Genomic DNA, 20,395 nt, shown 5'->3' with positions numbered 1-20,395 from the left:
TCGCACCCCAATGGCTCTTTATCGGTGCTGCCCAACCGTTTGCTACCTGTATTACGCCCTTGCACCGGCCTATTCCGCACGAACGGACTGCGGGTTTTTACCGGTAACATGCTTCGCCCGAATCCGCTCCGCGGCCCTTGCGCTTTCATATAATCGGTCTGTCTGGTGAATGCCCGTCAAGCAGCCCGAGTTGTGATCGGGCGACCCGCGAGGCACGACAACAGGATGTGTTGCTTGCCGGCGGATGTGCGCGAGTCGCGGTGTACGCTTCGCTTGCCGAAACGGACGCTGCCGCAGGAAAGCGGAGCGTTGGGGAAGATGATTGCCCTTGCTGCAGACCGTCGATTAAGCAGAAACATAATAACGTTACCCTTAACGTTAATTCATGTTAAATGTCCGTTACGGGTGCCGCCATGCGTGGTTTACCTGGGCTTGGCGAATTGACGCAGAGTCCGCGCCAACCCCGCCAGACCCCGGCCCAGCAAGGAAGATCGCCTGGCAAGCTGGCCACAGGGTACTGCAAAAAAGTACCGTTCCGGCTAACGTTAAATCGGCAGTAAGAAAATTCGTAACGCCCATTCGCGACACTCACAATCATCCCTGCCCCTATATCGTCACACCGCTAGTCCAGATCGTCCGGCGGCGGCTTCGAAGAAGGCTCCGCGTCGAAATGGACGATGAACGCATGCAGCGGTTCGCGCCGCTTCTCCTGGCGGTTGCGTTGCGACTCGTAATCCCTGTCCGTCACCTGGCGCGTTTGCGCTGATGTCGCGGCCTGCCCGCTCGGCGCATTTGCAGCGGACGCGAAATCGTCCTTCGACCCTTTGTTCGCCATGGAACTCTTCCCCTAGCCAATCCGGCACGTCAAACGACGGCTTGAACGTGCTCTCCCACCTGGGGCCGCTCGAACGCCACCGCGTCGCCCTTCGCGTCGAACAGCGTGACCGCGGACGAGGCCACCTTGATGCCCACGCGCGCGCCCGGCTCGTATTGCGCGTCCTTCTTGTCGAGCTTGAGCGCGATGGCGTGCGTCATGCCGTCGAGGCGCGCGTGCAGGATCGACACGTCACCCAGATGTTCGACCAGCTCCACGCGCGCGGCGATGCCTTCGTCCGCGAAGCCGATGCTCAGGTGCTCGGCGCGCACGCCCAGGGTCAATTCGCCGTTGAGTGTGCGATCCGGACGGCCCGACAACGCGACACGGTGGCTCGCACCCGCAAGCGCGAGGACGGTTTGCACGCCGTTTTGCGACACGACCGTGGCGGCGAGCATGTTCATTTGCGGCGAACCGATAAACCCGCCGACAAAGCGATTCGCGGGCCGGTCGTACAGATCGAGCGGCGCGCCCGTCTGCTCGATGTTCCCCTTGTTGAACACCACGATCTGCTCGCCGAGCGTCATCGCCTCGACCTGATCGTGCGTGACGTAAATCATCGTCGTGCCGAGTTCGCGGTGCAGCTTCGCGAGTTCGATACGCATCTGCACGCGCAGGGCCGCATCGAGATTCGACAGCGGCTCGTCGAACAGAAACACGCGCGGCTTGCGCACGATCGCGCGGCCAATCGCAACGCGCTGCCGCTGGCCGCCCGAGAGCGCCTTGGGCTTGCGCTCGAGCAGGTGCGTGATCTGCAGGATTTCGGCTGCGCGGCCCACGACCTCCCGCACTTCGCGCTTCGACTTGCCCGAGAGCTTCAGCGAAAAGCCCATGTTCTCCGCGACCGTCATATGCGGGTAGAGCGCGTAGCTCTGGAACACCATCGACACGCCGCGATCCACCGGCTGCAGATCGTTCACGCGTATGCCGTCGATCAGAATGTCGCCACCGCTCACCTCCTCGAGCCCGGCGATCATGCGCAGCATGGTCGACTTCCCGCAACCCGACGGCCCGACGAATACCGTGAACTGTCCGTCGGGAATATGAAGATCGATGCCCTGAATGATCTGCGGACCTTCGCCATACGTCTTCACGACGTTGCGCAATACGAGTTCGCCCATTGTTACGTCCTCCTTGGTGCTCTTGCTCGCCGTCCCGCGCGAGACAGGCGTGTCTGCCCTCTTCGCGCGGGTTACGGTGCTGTCTGTGTGCCCGCGTTAGCGTGCGGCCTCGGCGGCGGCGTGCTCCGCGATTACCTCGCTATACCAGTGCGCGCTGTCCTTCAGCGTGCGCTTCTGGGTCTCGTAGTCGACGTACACCATGCCGAAGCGCTTGTCGTAACCGGACGCCCACTCGAAGTTGTCCAGCATGCTCCATGCGAAATAGCCGGCCACGTCCACGCCCTGTCGTGCGGCTTCGGACAGTGCGGCCAGGTGCAGATCGAGGAAGTGGATGCGGTCGGTGTCCTGGACGCGGCCGTCTTCGAGCACATCTTTCGACGCGCAGCCGTTCTCGGTAATGAAAACCGGCGGCAGCGTGTACTCGGCATTGAGCTTCGTGAGCAGTTCGGTCAGGCCTTCCGGATAGACTTCCCAGTCCATGTCCGTGAAGCCGTGCACGCCCGGCGGACGCTTGTTGCCCGATGCACTCGCGAAGATACGCGTGTAGTAGTTGATGCCGAGGAAGTCGAGCGGCGTGCCGATAATGTCGAAGTCGCCTTCGCGGATCACCTCTCGTGGGCCGTTCGCGCCATACCATTGCAGCGCTTCTGCCGGATATTCGCCCTTGAAGATCGGGTCCATGTACCAGCGCACGAACTTCGCGTATTCGAGCGACGCGGCAGCGAGGTCTTCAGGCGCGTCGGTCGCGCCGTGTGCCGGCGACTGGTTGAGCACGATGCCGAGCGGCGCCTTCACACCATCGGCGCGCATGGCCTGAACGGCCAGGCCGTGCGAAAGCAGCAGATGATGCGCCACGTGCGCCGCCTTCTTCAGGTCGGCGTTGCCCGGCGCGAAGTAGCCCGTCGCGTTGCCGAGCCATGCGGTGCACCACGGTTCGTTGTGCGTGGCGATCGACGCCACGCGGTCGCCCAGCACGCTGCCGATCTTGCGGGCGTAGTCGGCGAAACGATATGCCGTATCGCGGCTTTCCCAGCCGTTTTGCTCCGTCTGCAATGCTTGCGGCAAGTCCCAGTGATACAGCGTCGCGAACGGCTGGATGCCGCGCTCGAGCAGGCCGTCGACCAGACGCTCGTAGAACGCAAGGCCCTTTTCGTTGTACGCGCCGCGACCATCCGGCTGCACGCGCGGCCAGGCAATCGAAAAGCGATAGGCATTGACGCCCATTTGCGCCATCAGATCGAGATCTTCCTCGAGGCGATGGTAGTGATCGCAGGCCACGTCGCCGCTTTCGCCTTTCACGACCTTGCCGGGCACGCGGCAGAACGTGTCCCAGATCGACTCGCCACGGCCGTCCTCACGAGCCGCGCCTTCGATCTGATACGAGCTGGTGGCCACACCCCAGACGAAATTTTCCTTGAATTGAAACGTCGACATAACGGTAGGTATCCTGATTAGTCGTGTCCGCTCTTGTGTGAGCGGGCATGAAATGAACGAAGCGAAACTCAGGCCTTGACGGCGCCGGTCGTCAAACCGTCGATCAAGCGCCGCGAGGTGAAAGCGAACAGCACCAGCAACGGCACCACGGCGACCGCCGAGCCCGCCATTACCGCGCCCCAGTCCGAATTGGTCGGGCTTTGCAAAATGCGCAGCGCGAGGGGCAGCGTGTACATCGAAGGCGAACGCAGCACCACGAGCGCCGAGAGGAAGTTATTCCAGGCCTGAATGAAGCTGATGAGGCCGAGCGTGCCCAGTGCCGGCCCGAGCAGCGGCAGCACGATGCTCCAGTAGATGCGGAACTCGCCGCAGCCGTCGATGCGCGCCGCCTCGATCAGGTCGGACGGAATGGCCGACGCGATGTACTGGCGCATGAGGAACACGCCGAGCGCGGCAGCCGCGCCGGGCACGTAGAGCGCGCGCGGCTGATTGATCCAGCCGAGCAGGTTCATCGTCATGAAGGTCGGAATCATGCTGAGGAACGGCGGCACCAGCATGGCCGTGAGCGCAACGGCAAAGAGCGTCTTCTTGAAGCGGAACTCATACATCGCAAACGCGTAACCGGCCATCGAGGTGACGAGCAGCGTCAGCAAGGTCTGGATCGTGGCCGTGTAGAAGCTCCAGCCCAGATTGCGCCAGAACGGGATGTGACGCATGAGCGACGCCATGTTGTCGAGAAACGCGTTGCCGAACCACAGCGGCGGCGGCATCGAGAAAATTTCGGAACTCGTGTGCGTGGCGAACACGAACATGAACCAGAACGGCGAGAACATCAGCACCGCGCCCGCCAGCACGACGGCGTAACCCGTATAACGCGCCTTGTTTTTCGACAGTTTCATCGCTGTGCCTCTTCTTTCATGCCACTGCGGTGGAAAATGCGCGTGTTGAGCCACATCAGCGCGGAGATCGTGATAAAGAGCAGCCACGCAATCGAACTGGCCGTGCCGAAGTCCCCGTCGTGGAATGCCGTGCGATACATGTAGACCGCCGTCGTCAGGCCTGACTGGCTCGTGCCCATGCCTTCGTTCGGGAGCAGGATGAACGGCTCCTCGAACAGTTGCAGCCCACCGATGATCGAAAGCGTGACCGCGAAGAAGATCATCGGCTTGAGAAGCGGAATCGTGATGCGCGTGAACTGTTGCCAGCCATTGGCGCCGTCGATGCGCGCCGCCTCGTAAATGTCCTTCGGAATGGTTTGCAGCGCGGACAGATAGAGCACCGTATTCCAGCCCACGTAGCGCCAGAAGACGACGACGGAAACCGCCGGCTTCACGTTCGCGGGGTTATACAGCCACTCGATCGGTTTCGAAGGCACGATCCAGTGCAGCCCGGGGATCTTGCCGATCTCGGCAATGGCGAGGTTGATCATGCCGAAATCGGTCGAATACAGCGACGAGAAGATCAGCGCGATCGCCACGCTCGACGTGATGAAGGGCAGGAAATACAGCCCGACCACGAAATTGCGCCAGCGGCGAAACGCGGTTTGCAGAAAGAACGCCAGCGGCAGCGCAATGAGGTGCTGCGGAACGCCGGACATGACCGCCATCGAAGCCGTGTTGTAGAGCGATTTCCAGTACCACGGGTCAGTCAGCGTGAAAGTGAAGTTCGACAGGCCCACCCACTTCATGCTCGCCAGACCCGCTGTCGCGTCCCAGCTCTGGAACGAGAGATACAGCGAAAACAGCAGCGGAAAGGCCAGGAACACGGCGAACAGCAGGAAAAACGGCGCGAGAAACAGGTACGGCGCGATCTTGACCGGATTGAGCCGCGGCTTGCCACGAGCGTGGGCGAGCGGCGCGAGCGTATCGCGCACGAGCCCTTCTCGGGAGACCTGTTCAGTTGTGGGCAGAGGAGAGTTCATCGATAGTTCCGTCCATTCGGGCGTGGCCGGCCGGGGCGGCCGGCCACGCTGTTGCAGCGGGCTTCAAAGCGCGGCGATGGGTGCCGCGCCGTTTCATCAGAGCCGCTTAACGGCGGATCCGATGCGTGATCTCAGCCTGTGCTTCCTGCAGCGCCTGGTGGATGTCCTCGTTGCTGTCGACCACCTTGTCGAGCGCCGAGTGGACCGCCTCTTCGGCAACCTGGTCATACTTGCTGCGCTGGATCGCCGGGATATGCGAGGCCGCATCGCGCCAGATCAGGCGAGCCTTCTCATCGCCGAGGAACGCCACGGGCTGCGCAAAGAAGTCGTCGTGCTGCGCGGAAAGCAGCGCCGGGAAGGCGTCGATCGAGCGGAACGAAGCGAGTTGCTCGTCCGGGCGCGTCGTCAGGAACTTGATGAATTCCCACGAGAGCTGCTTTTGCGTGGCCTTCACCGGAATCGACCAGAACGTGCCGCCAAACGATGCGTAAGCGCCGTCGGGCAGATTCGTTGCGCGCCACAGGCCCTTCGTATCCGGCGCGATCCACGACGAGAGGTGGCCGCCGAGCCATGCGCCCATCATTTGCGTGGCGACCGTGCCCCGCTTGAAGCTTTCGGCCCATTCGTTCGACCACGGCGTGATCTTCGCGTCGAGACCGAGATCCCGTGCCTTCTTCGCCAGCTCGAATGCCTTCACGAAGCGCGGCGACGTCACGACCGGATTGCCGGCCTTGTCGAAGTACACGCCATCGCCTTCCTTCAGGTCGGCGCGAATGTAGATGTCTTCGATATCGCGCGACGACGCCATCAGGTACGCGCCGGTCGCCTTCTTGATCTTCTGCCCGGCCGCCAGATACGACTCCCACGACTTGGTCAGCTCGGCTTCGCTCACGCCTGCCTTGTCGAGAATGTCCTTGCGGTAGAACAGCGTGCCCGGGCCGATATCGCCCGGCATGCCGACGATCTGCCCGTCCTGCGTCGTAGCCTGCGCGAACGTGTAGTTGATGAACTGGCTCTTGTACTGACCGGCGCTATAGGGCGGCTTCGCCAGGTTCTCGAGACCGCCGCCGGCTGCGAATCGGCCAATGAAGCCGACTTCGACGGCCATCACGTCGGGCAGGTCCGAGCTCGTTGCGAGCGCGGTGGTCATGGCGTTGTGGTGATCGGCGATCGCAAGCGACGACACCTTGATGTCGACGTCCGGATGGAGCTTCTTCCACGCGGGAATCGCGTCCTTGATTTCCTGGTCGAGCTTCGGAAACACCGCGACGGTCAGCGTGGTGTTGGCATGCGCAGCCACGGTAGCCAGGCTGAGCAAGACTGCTGCGGCAGTGCCTGAAAAACGGAATTTCATTACATGTCTCCTGGTGAAACGTTTGTGAGTGACGTTCAAATGCTCCCCTGCTGCTACGAACTACTTCCCCTGTTGTATTCATTTGCAGTGCTTGACGCTCTGCTTGCCGCGCTCCGCTGTTTGAAAGCGCTTTCACCGCAAAACCAAAAAAACGGCCCGATCTGGATTCGAACCTTATGCGCCCGTCTCTCCCGGGCTCGACGACGGCCCGATGCGACGCGTCGTTTCGCGCGTCACCAGCGTGAGCGGAATGGGGCTCAGCGCGATCGGCTGCTTGCGGATCATCTGCACGATGCCTTGCGCGGCGAGACGGCCGATTTCATAGGTCGGCTGGCGCACTGTAGTCAGAGGCGGCGTCATGTACGAAGAAGTCGGCAGATCGTCGAAGCCGACCAGCGACACATCCTCGGGTACGCGCACGCCGCGGCGGAACATCGCGAGACGCGCGCCGTACGCGGTCTGGTCGTTCGCGCAGAACACCGCGCTCAACGACGGCCGGCGCACCAGCAGGCGCTCCATGGCGGCGAGCCCGCCCGTTTCGAGGTAATCGCCCTGCTCCACCAGATCGGCGTCGAAGCCGATACCCGCTTCTTCCAGTGCGATGCGGTAGCCGTCGAGACGCTCGATCGCGTCTTCGTGACTGCTCGGGCCGGCAATGAACGCGATCTCTCGATGGCCCTGCTCGATCAGATGACGGGTCGCGTCGCGTGCGCCCTGCAGGTTGTCGATCGGTAGGCCCGCGAGCGCCGTGCCGTTTTGCACCGAGCGCCCAAGCACGAGCATGGGCGCGTAGCGCGCGTATTCGGTGAGCGTCGGCTCGTCGAGTTGCGCATGCAACAGAATGATGCCGTCCACGCGGCGCGCGATGAACTCTTCGAGGCGGGCCTTTTCGTCGACGACATTCCAGCGGCTGCTCACGAAAATCGGCGTGAAGCCCGGCTCGGAAAGCGCCTCTTCGATACCGCGCAGCCACTCCGCGTAAAACGGGCTCGACACGGCCTGCGTCAGGACGCCGATGGTTTCGGTGCGGCCGCTCGCGAGACTGCGCGCCAGCACGTTCGGACGATAGTTGAACCGCGCGATCGCCTCTTCCACCGCGCGCTGCTTTTCGGGGAGAACACGCGCGGTGCCGTTCAGGATGCGCGACACCGTGCTCGGAGACACGCCGGCTGCGCGCGCAATTTCTTCCAGCGTCACGTTGGGACCCGGAGTGGGTCCGCTCGGGACACTGGGCGCGCCGGGTGCTTCGTTGGTGCCATCAGTCATGAGTTCCGCCTGAACATTTTCATGAAAGCGCTTTCAAACACTGAAAAAAGCGTTCCCAGATACGAATTCGAAGTGACTAAAAAAAGCGGAAAAAGCAGCCGGTGCAACCAGGGTGGAGGAGAGATCGCACCGGCCTCTCTATGTAGAGAATTAAGCAGTACCTAACACAAAGAGATCACAACAACTACAGGTCAAACGAAGTCAAATCAGAACATGTGCATGATGCCCGCGAACACGCCGGTCTGGCTGTGGCCGTAGTTCGGGTTGTCGTTCGACGACGTGCCCGTCGCCGCGTCGAAGTTGTTGTTGCCGTACGAACCGTTGCCGAGGTTGATGTTCGACGTCGAGCTGTTGTGCACGTAGCCGGCTTCCGCGTACAGGAACGTGCGCTTCGACAGGTTGTACGTCGTGCCGAGCGTGAACAGCGTCGCGTTGCCGTTGCCGTTGTTCGCGTTCGCATGGAACACCGCAGCCGTGATCGCCGAAGCGTCGTTCACCTGCCAGCCAGCGCCGATCCACTCGTGGTCCACCGCCGTCGGTGCGCGCACGCCAGCCGGCTGCGACGCGTCGGTCACGCCCACGCTTGCGTTGGTGGCGCTCGGCGCGCTCAAGTGCTGGTAGCCCGCGTAGATCTTCACCGGACCGATCACATACGTGCCGCCAGCGAGAATCGAGCGCGAAGCCGAATACACGTTGTTGAACGAACCGTCTGCACCGCGGACTTCGTCATAGATCACACGGAAATCGCCGCTGCCCCACGTGTAGATACCTTCAATCGCGTTCGTACGGCCCTGGCCCGTCGGCACGCCCTGCGCGTTGACCGGCGCCGAGTTCCAGCTCGTGTTGTTGGTCAGCGAGTACTGGCCCTTGAACACGAGACCGCCGAACAGCGTGGGCGAATCATATTCCGCGCCGTTGCTCGTGCTCGCCCAGTTGCGGCCGCGCACCAGCGTCGAGATGGCGTAACGCTGCATCAACTGCGGGTCCGCACCCCAGCTGTCCTGCGAAAGTTCGCCAGCGCCGAGATTACCCATCTTGAACAGACCGAAGCGGTCGTTGCTGAAGCCCACCGTGGCGTGACGACCGAACAGGTTGCCTGCCGAGGCGCCCGTCATCGTATTCAGCTGGCCTTCCAACTGGAACACCGCCTTCGTGCCGCCGCCGAGATCTTCCGAACCCAGCAAGCCGAACCAGGAGCAACCCCAGTCGCCGCTCTGTGCCGAGAACCTGCTACCGCCCGGCAGGCCGGTTTCGTACTGCACGCCGTTGTCGATACGGCCATACAGTGTGACGCTGCTTTGCGCGTGCGCCATCGTCGTCGCAGCTGCCATCACCGACAATGCAATAAGCTTCTTTTTCATTAGCTATCCTATATATATTTTGGCGTCTCCAAACCGCGCAGGTCGCGTGCTCTCTACACGTTCCCTACCAGGCTGCCTCACTGAAATGTTCCGAATCACATTTCGAGGCGATTATAGGGACGCGCCTGCCCCGTGTATCGAACCGGCAGTCCAGGGAAAACGCTGTTACCGATAACAGTTGCGCGCCGCGCGGCCCCGGAGTAGACCCCTGCTTTGTGACCATTCCGTTATGGTCACAAAGCTCGCAACTCCGTTTGCGGTCGTGCGGGAAAATATGCGCAGCGAGGGAAATGCACCGAACACCCGTGCTACTTCGGCCAAATTGCGCTTGACAGCGCTTTCAAAAGCGACGCTCTGACGTTGTGAAGTTGCAACGACAACACGGAAATTTTTTTCCCGTTGTGTCCGCGGCGTTGCAGTTCTGCTGAGAGCGCTGTCACCAGCAGGTCTGGGCAATAGCGACTATGATCAAGGTATACCCTGCCGGGCAACGAGTTGAGATTCTCCGGGAAGCACACTCAGCGCGGGACGTTGAATCAATCCCGCGGGCTTTCCGGCTTCAGACCATCGCGCCACGCAATTCGCCGCGCCTCGACTCCCGCTGTTCCCCGCCACGTCGCGCGCGCGACGTCCCGTCCGAACGCAATGCACCAGCACGCACCAGCGCAACTTTCGCCGGGCGACGGCGCTGCCGTTGCATGCCCGGCTGGCTAAACCCCCGACGCGTCCTTGCGGTGACCACTACGCCGCGCACTGCGCGGGCTGGTTTGCCCTCTGACTTCCGCGGCCCTGCGTTGAAGCAGGACCGGAAGACTTGCTGCCGGCTGTGACCGGCACTTTCGCCACACTGCAAGGAGGTATCGTGAAAGCCATCATCACTTCCACGCTCGCATTGCTGATTTCCAGCGCCATGGTGCCGGCCGTTCAGGCTCAAACCGACTCAGGCGCAAGCAACCCGCAACTCGCGCACAACGTCCGGGTCGCTTTCGCGCGCAATGGCGTCAACACTTCTCATATATTTGTCTTTGCTCGAGGAGGCACCGTCACGCTGCTCGGATGGGTAGACGCGCACGAACAGGTCGCGCTGGCCGAGCGCAGCGCAGCTTCGGTCGAGGGCGTGCAATCGGTGGACAGTTGGCTTGCGCGTGGACGCTGAGGTCAATGAGATCGAATGCATCGCGGCGCGCGGACGGCGACCTTCTCGTCCGCGCGCCGTTCTTCATTTATCGATCGCGCCGCGCAATGGGATGTCTGATCCGTTTGATCCAGCCGCCGCGCCCATAGTCGGTCTGCTGCAGAAACACGGCAATCACGATGATCAGTCCTTTGAGGACCAGTTGGGTATTGCTGTCGATATCGTTGAGCAACAGGATGTTGCCGAGGAAGCCGAATATGAGTACGCCCGCCACCGTGCCCGATATCCGCCCAACGCCACCGGCAAGACTCGTCCCGCCAATCACCACGGCGGCAATCGCGTCGAGTTCCCAGCCGGACCCGGCATCGGCCTTACCCTGGCGGTACTGCGCCGCATAGAGCACGCCAACCAGCGCCGATAGCAGGCCGGAAATGGCGTAGGCCATCAGTTTGTAGCGGTTGACATCGAGCCCTGAAACCACGGCGCATTTCTCGTTGCCGCCTATCGCGTACAGATATTTACCGAACACCGTGCGATTCATCACGAAGCTGAACACGAGCGCGATCACGAGAAAGAAAAGCGCAGGCACGGGAATCAGATTGAACAGCAGCGCGCGCAGATTCTCGATTTCGGCGGTCGCGTTCGTTCCGCTGTAAATCGAATAAACGGCGGTGTCCTGCCCGGCGATCAGCCGCGCGGCGCCGAGCACGCCGACCATCGCCGCGAGCGTGACAATGAACGGCTGCATGCGCCCGCGCGTGATGATCCAGCCGTTGATGCTGCCCACCGTGAAGCCCGCGAGGGGCACGATCCAGAGCACGCCTGCGAGCGGCATGCGGTGCGCCGCGTGCAAGGCGATATACAGGCACGCCAGCGCCGCGCACAGCAGCGCTATGCCGCCGCGCACCGCGCGTGCGGCGCCCGCATGCGCGCCATGCGAACGTTGCGGCCTGCGCCACGCGCCGAGCACGATGAACACGATCGAGAACACGGCGATCGCGTTGAGCACGATTGAAGCGTAAGTCGCCCGGTTCCATCCCTCCGTGGTCAGCAGCATGGCGGTCAGCACGCTGCCCAGCCCCATGATGGCCCCGACGGAGAGATCGATGCCCGCGGTGATGATCACGAGCGTCATGCCGATCGACATCACGCCGACGTTGGCGACCTCGCGAAACACGTCGGAGATATTGGCGCTGGAGAGAAAGATGTTGCTGCCATCGGTCGAGTGAGGCGAGGTGAACGCGCCCACCACGAGCAGCAGGATCAGCCCCAGGTAGTACTTCAGGTGCGTCATGAGCGTGCTGAGTTGACGCCTGCGCGTTGGCGCGTCCGGCTCGGCGACATGGTCCTGCACATGCAGCATGGTCAGTCTCCAGTCAGTATCGATTCAGGGCGAAGCGAGATTGATCAGCAGATCGCCGGAAAAATCGCTGCGCGGCACGATCTGTTTCGCGCGCCCTTCGCACAGCACGAGAATGCGGTCGCACAGCAAGGTCAATTCGTCGATTTCCGAGCTGGCGATCAGCACCGTCACGCCCGAGCGCGCCGCGTCGAGTATCTGGCGGTAAATCTCCGCTTTGGCGGCGACGTCCACGCCGCGCGTCGGTTCGTCGAGCAGCAGGATGCGCGGCTTCGTCATCAGCCATTTGCCGATGATGAGCTTTTGCTGATTGCCGCCCGACAGGCTATTGGCGCTTTGCGCGAGGCTGCGATGCTTGACCCGCGAGGCCCGTGCCTGTTCGGCGGCCCAGCCGCACAGCCTGCGCCGCCGGTAGAACGGAAAGCCGGGCACGCGCGGCAACGACGGCAGCACGAAGTTCGCTTCGAGCGACTGGTCGAGCACGAGGCCGTCCTTCTTGCGGTCTTCGGTTACGAAGGCGAGACCCGATTCCGCGGCTTCATTTGGAGACCTGAATGACCGGTGCTGCCCCGCAATCGCGATGGCACCTTCCTGCCGGTAGGCCGAGATCCCGTAGATGGCTTCGAGCACTTCGGTCTTGCCCGCGCCGAGCAGACCTGAGAGGCCGAACACCTCGCCCTCGCGCACCGCAAACGACACGTCGCGCACCATCGCGCGCGCCGGTCCCCACAGCGAAAGATTGCGCACCTCCACACTCGTGCTGCGAGCGCGCGGCGCCTCGTCCGCACCGCGCTCGGGCGGCGCGAAGTCCTTGCCGATCATCATCGAGACGAGCGCCGTCGAGGACTCCACCTGCGCGACCGGCAGCGTCGAGATGCGCCGACCGTCGCGCAGCACGGTCACGCGGTCGGCCACGGCGAAGACTTCGCCCAGCCGGTGGCTGATTAGCACGATGCCCATGCCGCGTTCGCGCAGCTGCCGCGTGAGCGTGAGGAGCGCGTGGGTCTCCGCGTCGGAGAGCGCCGAGGTCGGCTCGTCCATGATCAGCACCCGGGCTTCGGCCACCAGCGATTTGGCAATTTCCACCAGTTGCTTTTCGCCCACCCGCAGCGCGCCGACCAGCGCATCGGGACTCGCGCGAAAGCCCAGTTGGCCGAGTATGCTGCGCGCGGCCGTGCGCATGGCGCGCCGGTCAGGAAAGCCCCAGCGCGTGCGCGGCTCCTTGCCGAGGAATATGTTGTCGACCGCGGACAGCGTATCGACGAGATTCAACTCCTGATGAATCACCGCGATCCCTGCATCGATCGCGTCGTTGACGCTCGCGAGGCGCGTGGGCACGCCCCGCACCCGTATCGTGCCGCTGTCGGGCGTATAGAGGCCGCCCAGCATCTTCATCAGGCTCGACTTGCCTGCGCCGTTCTCGCCGACGAGCGCATGCACCTCCCCCGCCACGACATCGAAGTCGACGCTCGACAACACGGCGCTGCCGTTGAACGAAATCGACAGGCCTGCCGCCTCGATGAGCGGCGCGGTGACAGTGGCATTCATTCAGGAGTGGCTAGCAATATACGCCTTGGCGTTGTCCGCAAAAATGCCCTGGGTCGGCAACGTGACCTTCTTCGGGATCTTTTCGCCGTGCAGCAGCTTGAGCGCCTGGCGTATGCCTTCGGCGCCGGGCGTGGGGTACATGAACGTACCGGCGAGCAGGCCTTGCGAGACCCACGTCGCGCCCTCCTGCGGCAACCCGTCGATGCCCACGAACTTGATGCTCTTGTCGCGCCCCGCGTCCTTGGCCGCGAGATAGGCGCCGTAGGCCATCGGATCGTTGTGCCCGTACACCACATCGATTTTCGGATTCACGCGCAACACCGTCTTCATGTACTCGTACGCCTTGTCCTGCTTCCAGTCGCAGTCCACGCGTTCGCCCACGAGCTTGATGCCCGACTCCTTGCCGATCACGCTCGCCGCGCCGTCGTGGCGGTCGTGCGCCGGCTGCGCGCCGAAGCCGCCCCAGACCTCGACGAGATTGCCCTGCGCGTGACCCGGGCCGCCCATCAGCTTGACGATGAATGCGCCGGCTTCGCGGCCGATCTGCACGTTGTCGCCGCCGATGAACTGCGTATAGGATTCGCCGTTCACCTCGCGGTCGAGCACGAACACGGGAATGCCTGCCTTATAGGCCTTTTCCACCACGCCGGTCAGCCCCGCCGACTCCTTCGGCGAAATGAAGATCGCATCCATTTTCTGGGCAATAAAATTCTCCATATCGGCATTCTGCTTGTCGGTGCGGTCGCCGGCGTCGGCAATGATCAGATCGACCTCGGGATGCTTCGCGGCCTCGGCTTTCATGTCCTTGTTGAACTGCACGCGCCAGGGCTCGACCGTGGTCACCTGCGAGAAGCCGAAGCGGTATTTCTTCTGCTGCCCGAACGCGGGCGTGCTGAGCGTCCCGAGAAGACCCGCTGCGCCGGCGAGTGGCACGGCGACCAGACCCGCAATCAGAATGCGTCGTTGACTGTCCATTGCCCTGTCTCCTTTGTTGTCTGAACCGGGCGGCGCGTGCGGCCAGCCTCGGGTGCTGCAAAAAATAAAACGTTATAGCGGCGGCGCCGCGGAGGCGCGCGCCGCTTCGCCCCATTCGTCATACCGCACCGGGCCCGTGCTGTCGCGCACGCGCAAGTCGGCACGCATGCGCAAGTGCACGATCTCCGGGTTCTCGCCCAGCAACTGCTTGTGCAGGAGATGCCAGATGCCGCGGGCGATCGCCTCGGCGGGCTGACGAATCGAACTGATGCCGGGACGCAGCACCGACATCCACGGCGCGTCGTCGAAGGAAAGCAGCGAGATGTCGTCGGGGAGTTGCAGGCCCGCGTCGCGGATCGCCCGCAGCGCGCCGAGCGTCGCGACGTTCGCGCCCGTGAAGAGCGCCGTGGGGCGCTCGCGCGCGGCGAGCACGCCGAGCGTCGTCGCGTGGCTTTCGGTATCGCTCATGCCGCACACCACGACGTTGGCGTGCTGCGCCAGCCCGGCGCGCTGCATCGCGTCCTGGTAGCCCTGGGCACGCTCGCGGCTGTTCACGAGGTCGAGCGCATTGACGATGAACGTGATGCGGCGGTGGCCGAGCGCGATCAGATGCGCGGTACCGTCCATCGCCGCGCGATGACTGTCGGTCGTGACCGTGTTGGCGGGAAAGCTGTTGTCCACGCGATCGGCCATCACGAGCGGCACGTCGCATTCGCGCAGTTCGCTGATCGCGTGCTCGTAGCCGTGGCAGGGAATGATGATCATGCCCGCCACCTGGCGCGAGAGGACGAAGCGGATGCGCTCCGCTTCGCGCTCCGGGTCCTCCTGGGCGTGCGCGAGGATGAGCCGGTAACCGGATTCGAGTGCATGGTCTTCGAGCGCGCAGACCAGTTCGATGAAAAACGAATTGGTCAGGTCGGGCACGACAAAACCAATCGACGTGGAGCGGCAACTGCGCAACTCGGCGGCCAGACTGTTGCGCCGGTAGCCGAGCTTGCGGGCCGCTTCCCAGACCTGGCGCTGGCGCGCTTCGCTCACGTTTGCGGCGCCCGCGAGCACTTTGGACGCCGTGCCCAACGAAACTCCCGCGGCGTTCGCGACGTCCTTGAGTGTACTGGCACTTTTCTTGCGGTCGTCCATGCTGGTCTGTCCGCCCGAGGTGACACGCTTGAGGTTATCTACCCGAACTGAAACGTTTCATAGAGTAGGAAATGGATTTTCAGGCTTCAAGGGAGGGTTTTTCCGGGTCGCCGGGGGAGAGCGTGGGGACTAGCGGTAATTCACGAAGTTGATGATGTCGTTGAGGAACCACGGAAGAATCAGTTGCGTGTCGGGATCGCTGACGCCCACGGTTAGCCTCGGCGGCTTCGAGGCGCGCGCGCCATCGGGCGCATGCAGCATGTAGGTGTTGGTGTCGGCAGCGGGCGGCGGCGACGGCGAAGCACAGCCGGCAACGAGTAAGGCGAGGAACGCTGCGCAGCACAAACGCTTCATGATCGGCAATCTCCAGCCTCGTGATCTCGACAAGCCCAAGCGTACCATTGGCCCCGCCGCAATCGCGCGCAGCTGTGCACACACCTTGCTTGCCTGGCCGTCGATCAATAGTCGAATTGAGTTCGGTCAGAACCAGAATATTTGTCGCATGCCATCCCACTGCTTTATGCAAAAGCTAATCAATCAAATGTGGCCGCGACCCGCAATCTTCGGCTGCGTTTTGACCTCCATTGACACGTATCAACGGGAGCAACGCTTATTACCCTATCGACCTACGCGATCGAATGAGCACGGGATATTCTCTGCCGACTCATTCAGGCCACTATGGGAACAGTCTTCCATGAGAATCAGTCGCACCGTTTTTATTCCCGCCGCAATACTGATCGCGGGAACAGCACTTCCGGTCCTTGCGCAGCAAACCGTCGTGTACCCATCGAAAGGCCAAAGCGCCCAGCAGCAAAGTTCCGATGAAGGTGCCTGCTATGCGTGGGCAAAACAGAAAACGGGCGTTGACCCTGCGGTCGTGGCAAACGCTGCACCGCAAGCTCAGGCGTCGAATGGCCAACGCGTCCGCGGCGCCGCCGGAGGCGCGGCCATTGGCGCCGCCGCGGGTGCGATCGGGGGCGACGCCGGCCACGGCGCGGCCATCGGCGCCGTGGCCGGCACGGTTGCCGGGGGCGTAGCGCACCGGCGCCAGGGGCGTGCCGCGGCGGCGCAGAACGCACAGATGGAATCGGCGCAACAGCAGGCGCTCGCTAACTATCGCCAGGCGTGGGAGGCTTGCATGCAGGGCCGGGGCTACTCGCTGCGCTAGGTGCGGACGATATCGAAGAGACGCGCTTAGCGGAAGCCGTAAACGAGAACCTTCTTCCCCTCGAATTGTTCCTGCACACCTTGATCACAATTCGGCGGGCACGTCGTGCCGTCGGCGGTGGGGCCGGACGCGGGCGAATACGCTTTATAGACAACGGACTCGATGAGCGTCCCGTCGTCGGAAACGACGATCTGCAGGTCGGTCTCGACACCGGCCGGCACCGGCCCGCCGCTGGCATAAACCAGTTTCATGATGCCCGTGCAATCGGAATTCACGGTGTAGGTGCCGCTCTGGTACGGGTTGAAGGCAGTCTGGCCGCCTTTCGCCAAGCCGTTGATCATGCCGAAGTCGGTACGGGTGAATTTACCCGAGCCGTCGAACGTCACGATGGCGACATCATCGAGTGTCGACGGTGAGGCAAATGGGTGCAGCTTGTTGTTGCTATCCAGCAGGCCAAGAATCTCTCCATGCCCGTGAAATCCATAAGCTCCCCTTAACGTTGCGTTCGAGCAAAGGCCTCCGTCGGCGTGTGCGACGCCACTGAGCGAGAGCAGTGCAAAGGCTGCTGCCGACAACATTCTTGAATGCATGATCTTCATGGTCATCTCCTTGTCACCATAGCAGGCGTCTGGCTTCATAACGCGCAGTGAGCCATAAGCAGTCGCCGAGGGAGGCCCCGGCTCGTGCCGGTGAGCGCTCCGCTTCCTAAGCCTATGGAACCGCGCACGCTTGCGCCTCCATCATTTGATGGAGAGAGCGGGTCAGTAGGAGATTTCGGGTGCAGAAAATTCGATGGGAAAGGCGTTACGGCTTCACTGCTTGAGGCATTGCGACGGAAACGGCGTCGAGCGCGAAGCTGGCCGGGGCGCCTGCCCCCGCCGCCAGCACGCCCACGACGCCGATCACGGCCGCGCGACAGAACGGCAGCCTCATTGGCCCTGTTTCTGCAGATACTGCCGCACGTCGCTCATCGACACCCTCCCGGTATGTGCCGTGTCGATCTGATCGAAATGCTGCGCGATATACCCGAGCCCGCTGCTTTGCGCCTGCGCCTTCGTGATCGAAGCGCCGTTGCTCAACGCGGAAGTCGCGCCGAGGCGGGCCTCCACCCGCTGTTGCGCCTGCTGCTGCAATTGCGTACCGGTGGAGGGTGTAAGCGGTGCTGGCCGGTTCGACGGAAAGAATGGGCCATCCACACCGTGGCCGCCTTTCGGCAGCTGAACGGACGCCACCGCTTGCGTTGCCGCCTGCGCATGGCCTGTCGTGACCGCAGCCATCGCGCAAAGCATAAGCGGAGCAACGCACCACAGCGTTTTGAATGTAGACATGATCGCTCGCCTTCAATGAGTGAGGAGCGGGCCCCAATCGACTATCGATGATCGATGCTCGACGAAGCCCCCGGCCTGTGACGTTATTGGCCCGCTGCCGCGACTGCCGTGGAAGTCGGCGTACCCGCGGGACTCTCGTCGGGCCACGGCTGCGGAAGCGTCCAGAGCGAAAGCGCCAATGGGATGGGTTGACCACCATAGTAGCTCACGAGATCGGCCTTCATCTTCGGGCGCGCCACGTCGTCCAGATAAATCATGTGTCCGCCCTGGAAGAAGTTGACCTGCAGGTTCGGGCTCAATCCGGCTACCGTTTGCAGACGCGCGAGCTGCTTCTCCGTATTGAAGAACGGCGTGGCGAGATCGTGATAGCCGTTCTCCGCGAGCACCTTCAATTGCGGATTGAGCTGGATCGCGCCGAGCAGGTCGGGCAGCGTATCGGGCAGCGGCTGGCCGTCGTGCGAGAAGTCCCAGACCTCGATGATGTTGTCGTTCAGCGGCATGTAAGTCGCATTCGGCGCCGTGTAGCCGAGATAATCCGGCATCTGCGTGGCGAGTGCGGTCGTGAACGGCTGCGAGATGAGAATGTCCGACGGGTCGCCGTCGCTCTGCAAACGTGGATCCGAATTCGGCAACGATACGCGCCCATCGTAACGACCAATCGTCGTGCCCGGGATCAGTTCGTTATTGAACGGATTCACGTTGAAGTAGCCATTGAGCGCCTGCAATGTGAGGCTCGAGGGCCAGCGCCACGAATCCAGCGTTTTCTCGGGCGGAAAGACCGGCTTGCCCAGCGCGTCGGGAATGCCGAGTTGACTCAGCACCCACGATTGCGCGTACTTGCGGAAATGCTTGTACTGGCCCGTCGCGAAGATCTCCGACTGCAACGCAAAGAGGCCCTGATCGATCAATGGCGGCGAAACCAGATTGAAGTAGGCGGCCACCTCCGCATAGCCGGGGTAATAGCCCGCGAGTGTATCGGTATCGAGCACCAGGCCCGCCGTCGAATCCGTAATGGCCGTCGCCTCGATCGCATCGGCAAAGTAGTTCAGGATGGACGACTGCAGCACGATGCCGGTCAGCTGCACGCCCGCCGCTTCGAGCGCGAGCGCAAGCATGTCGGTGCGCGGCGTGCCATACGATTCGCCGTAGAGATAGATCGGCGAACTACCGCGGTTATTCACGGCCAGATAGCGCTTGATGAAATCGCGCATCACGTTCACATCGGGATCGCAGCCCCAGAACTTCTGGTTCGTGTTCGGCAGAATGGCCTCCGAAAGCCCCGTGCCCGGCGGGTCGATGAACACCATGTCCGTCGTATCGATCAGGCTCTCGGCATTGTTGACGAGCGGAAAGTTCGGCCAGTTGGTGAGCAGCGGATCGGGCGTAGCGACACGCGTTGGCGCAAACGAGCCGAGACGCAGCCAGATCGACGACGAACCGGGTCCGCCGTTATAGATGAACGTCACCGGCCGCGGCGAGCCGTTCGTGGCCGGCGCGGTATAGGCGACATACGACATCGTCGCCTCCGGATTGCCGTTTGCGTCCGAAGCGGTCAGATGGCCGGTTGTCGTCGTGTAGTTGATCGTCGTCTTGCCTGAGGTCCACTGGTAATGCATGATCGCGGCTTTTTCGGCGACCTGCGATGCGGCAAGGCCATCGTTGGCGTTCGGCGAGTAGGCGATCGGGTCCGTATAGGGTTGGTTGGCGTTTGGCGAGTTCGGCGTTTGCGCGGCGGCTCTCGCGCTTGCCGAAACCTGGTTCATTGCATTCGCGGCAGACGAGGACGGGCTATCGCCACCACCGCAACCCGCCAGCATCAGCACGCCGATGGCGATCGCGCCTGCATGGCGCAGCGGGCACCAGGTGCGGCTCGAGCCCACGCTGGATTTACTGTCCGGATGCATTGTTATACCCCTTCGAATGATCACGTCACACTACGCGGGGGCCGCGTACGCCGGCAAAAACGCCTTGAATAAAGGCATCGAAATTCAAATGCCATTACTGGCAGAAAGCGGCTGACATTTAACTTTCCATTCCTGACAAAGTCGATTCAATTCAAGCTTCATTTATTTACTATGGATGACTAAATAACACATAGAGCATCGGGCGAAACCATTGAGTTTCGCCGACGGGATTGCGCTGGAAATATTTGGTAATGAAAGGTGGCAGAGGAAAAATAGGAGGCGCCGCAGTACTTTGTCAAGGGCTAGTTTCGGAACCTATGCGCGCTGATTCGTTGCGCACGCAGCAATTGCGTCGAGCATGAAAAAGCCGCATGCATGCGGGTCGGCAATGCGGGATCTCGTTGCAACGCGGCCGTGAGTGAAGGGCAAACGGGACGTTCGACAATGCCCCACAGGCTGCCTGAATGATTGCAATCCGTAGCTTGCGCATCGCGCCAATACATCCA

At 62.3% G+C, this 20,395-nt stretch carries 19 protein-coding genes; 2 read left to right on the top strand and 17 right to left on the bottom strand.

What is annotated here, in order from left to right:
- Window positions 1-622: 622 nt before the first annotated feature.
- The 8 genes from AB4Y44_RS03070 to AB4Y44_RS03035 all read right to left on the bottom strand — a co-directional run bounded on the left by AB4Y44_RS03070 (window position 623) and on the right by AB4Y44_RS03035 (window position 9,331).
- The gene (locus tag AB4Y44_RS03070; RefSeq protein WP_342921764.1) at window positions 623-835 is read right to left on the bottom strand and encodes a hypothetical protein; all 213 of its coding nucleotides are present in this window, start codon (window positions 833-835) and stop codon (window positions 623-625) included.
- Window positions 836-864: 29 nt separating this feature from the next.
- Entirely contained in the window at window positions 865-1,995 is a 1,131-nt protein-coding gene (locus AB4Y44_RS03065) for an ABC transporter ATP-binding protein (RefSeq protein ID WP_368698667.1), read from the bottom strand.
- A 96-nt stretch (window positions 1,996-2,091) separates the two neighbouring features.
- Complete coding sequence (locus tag AB4Y44_RS03060; protein WP_368698666.1) at window positions 2,092-3,429, bottom strand: GH1 family beta-glucosidase; 1,338 nt, start codon at window positions 3,427-3,429, stop codon at window positions 2,092-2,094.
- Between the two features lie 68 nt (window positions 3,430-3,497).
- Window positions 3,498-4,328 (bottom strand): carbohydrate ABC transporter permease, encoded by an 831-nt coding sequence (locus AB4Y44_RS03055; protein ID WP_342921767.1) that lies wholly within the window; start codon window positions 4,326-4,328, stop codon window positions 3,498-3,500.
- Complete coding sequence (locus AB4Y44_RS03050) at window positions 4,325-5,350, bottom strand: sugar ABC transporter permease (RefSeq protein WP_342921768.1); 1,026 nt, start codon at window positions 5,348-5,350, stop codon at window positions 4,325-4,327. Before AB4Y44_RS03050 ends, AB4Y44_RS03055 begins: the two co-directional genes overlap by 4 nt.
- Before the next feature lie 106 nt (window positions 5,351-5,456).
- Window positions 5,457-6,704 carry an extracellular solute-binding protein gene (locus AB4Y44_RS03045; protein WP_342921769.1) on the bottom strand — a complete coding sequence of 416 codons (1,248 nt, stop codon included), beginning with the start codon at window positions 6,702-6,704 and terminating at the stop codon, window positions 5,457-5,459.
- Window positions 6,705-6,878: 174 nt separating this feature from the next.
- Window positions 6,879-7,970 (bottom strand): LacI family DNA-binding transcriptional regulator, encoded by a 1,092-nt coding sequence (locus AB4Y44_RS03040; RefSeq protein ID WP_342921770.1) that lies wholly within the window; start codon window positions 7,968-7,970, stop codon window positions 6,879-6,881.
- A 206-nt stretch (window positions 7,971-8,176) separates the two neighbouring features.
- Entirely contained in the window at window positions 8,177-9,331 is a 1,155-nt protein-coding gene (locus AB4Y44_RS03035) for a porin (RefSeq protein WP_342921771.1), read from the bottom strand.
- 814 nt (window positions 9,332-10,145) lie between these two features.
- Between AB4Y44_RS03035 and AB4Y44_RS03030 the strand changes: the two genes are divergently transcribed.
- On the top strand, window positions 10,146-10,487 hold the full coding sequence (locus tag AB4Y44_RS03030) for a BON domain-containing protein (RefSeq protein WP_342921772.1): 342 nt from the start codon (window positions 10,146-10,148) through the stop codon (window positions 10,485-10,487).
- A 67-nt stretch (window positions 10,488-10,554) separates the two neighbouring features.
- Here AB4Y44_RS03030 and AB4Y44_RS03025 read toward each other — a convergent pair whose 3' ends face one another.
- From AB4Y44_RS03025 to AB4Y44_RS03005, 5 genes are all read right to left on the bottom strand, one after another.
- Window positions 10,555-11,829 (bottom strand): ABC transporter permease, encoded by a 1,275-nt coding sequence (locus AB4Y44_RS03025; RefSeq protein WP_368698665.1) that lies wholly within the window; start codon window positions 11,827-11,829, stop codon window positions 10,555-10,557.
- A 24-nt stretch (window positions 11,830-11,853) separates the two neighbouring features.
- Entirely contained in the window at window positions 11,854-13,374 is a 1,521-nt protein-coding gene (locus tag AB4Y44_RS03020; RefSeq protein WP_368698664.1) for a sugar ABC transporter ATP-binding protein, read from the bottom strand.
- The gene (locus AB4Y44_RS03015) at window positions 13,375-14,349 is read right to left on the bottom strand and encodes a substrate-binding domain-containing protein (RefSeq protein WP_342921775.1); all 975 of its coding nucleotides are present in this window, start codon (window positions 14,347-14,349) and stop codon (window positions 13,375-13,377) included.
- Window positions 14,350-14,421: 72 nt separating this feature from the next.
- On the bottom strand, window positions 14,422-15,489 hold the full coding sequence (locus AB4Y44_RS03010; RefSeq protein ID WP_342921776.1) for a LacI family DNA-binding transcriptional regulator: 1,068 nt from the start codon (window positions 15,487-15,489) through the stop codon (window positions 14,422-14,424).
- 129 nt (window positions 15,490-15,618) lie between these two features.
- Window positions 15,619-15,843, bottom strand: coding sequence for a hypothetical protein (locus AB4Y44_RS03005; RefSeq protein WP_368698663.1), 225 nt, complete (start codon window positions 15,841-15,843; stop codon window positions 15,619-15,621).
- On the opposite strand from AB4Y44_RS03005, the gene AB4Y44_RS03000 reads away from it, so the two are divergent.
- On the top strand, window positions 15,842-16,657 hold the full coding sequence (locus tag AB4Y44_RS03000; protein WP_368698662.1) for a YMGG-like glycine zipper-containing protein: 816 nt from the start codon (window positions 15,842-15,844) through the stop codon (window positions 16,655-16,657). The genes AB4Y44_RS03005 and AB4Y44_RS03000 overlap by 2 nt on opposite strands.
- A 26-nt stretch (window positions 16,658-16,683) precedes the next feature.
- Here the strand turns inward: AB4Y44_RS03000 and AB4Y44_RS02995 are convergent, their stop codons facing one another.
- The 4 genes from AB4Y44_RS02995 to AB4Y44_RS02980 form a co-directional block, all read right to left on the bottom strand.
- Entirely contained in the window at window positions 16,684-17,256 is a 573-nt protein-coding gene (locus tag AB4Y44_RS02995; protein WP_368698661.1) for a hypothetical protein, read from the bottom strand.
- A gap of 205 nt (window positions 17,257-17,461) precedes the next feature.
- Window positions 17,462-17,590, bottom strand: coding sequence for a hypothetical protein (locus tag AB4Y44_RS02990; RefSeq protein WP_342923225.1), 129 nt, complete (start codon window positions 17,588-17,590; stop codon window positions 17,462-17,464).
- Window positions 17,587-17,985, bottom strand: coding sequence for a 2-oxoglutarate dehydrogenase (locus AB4Y44_RS02985; RefSeq protein WP_342923226.1), 399 nt, complete (start codon window positions 17,983-17,985; stop codon window positions 17,587-17,589). The genes AB4Y44_RS02990 and AB4Y44_RS02985 overlap by 4 nt, the downstream gene beginning before the upstream one ends.
- Before the next feature lie 83 nt (window positions 17,986-18,068).
- Complete coding sequence (locus tag AB4Y44_RS02980; protein ID WP_342923227.1) at window positions 18,069-19,889, bottom strand: peptidase S10; 1,821 nt, start codon at window positions 19,887-19,889, stop codon at window positions 18,069-18,071.
- Between the last annotated feature and the right edge of the window lie 506 nt (window positions 19,890-20,395).

The sequence above is a fragment of the Paraburkholderia sp. BR10937 genome, assembly GCF_040965695.1.
In the GTDB taxonomy this organism is placed as follows: domain Bacteria; phylum Pseudomonadota; class Gammaproteobacteria; order Burkholderiales; family Burkholderiaceae; genus Paraburkholderia.
This window is presented reverse-complemented; position numbering and strand designations above follow the sequence as displayed.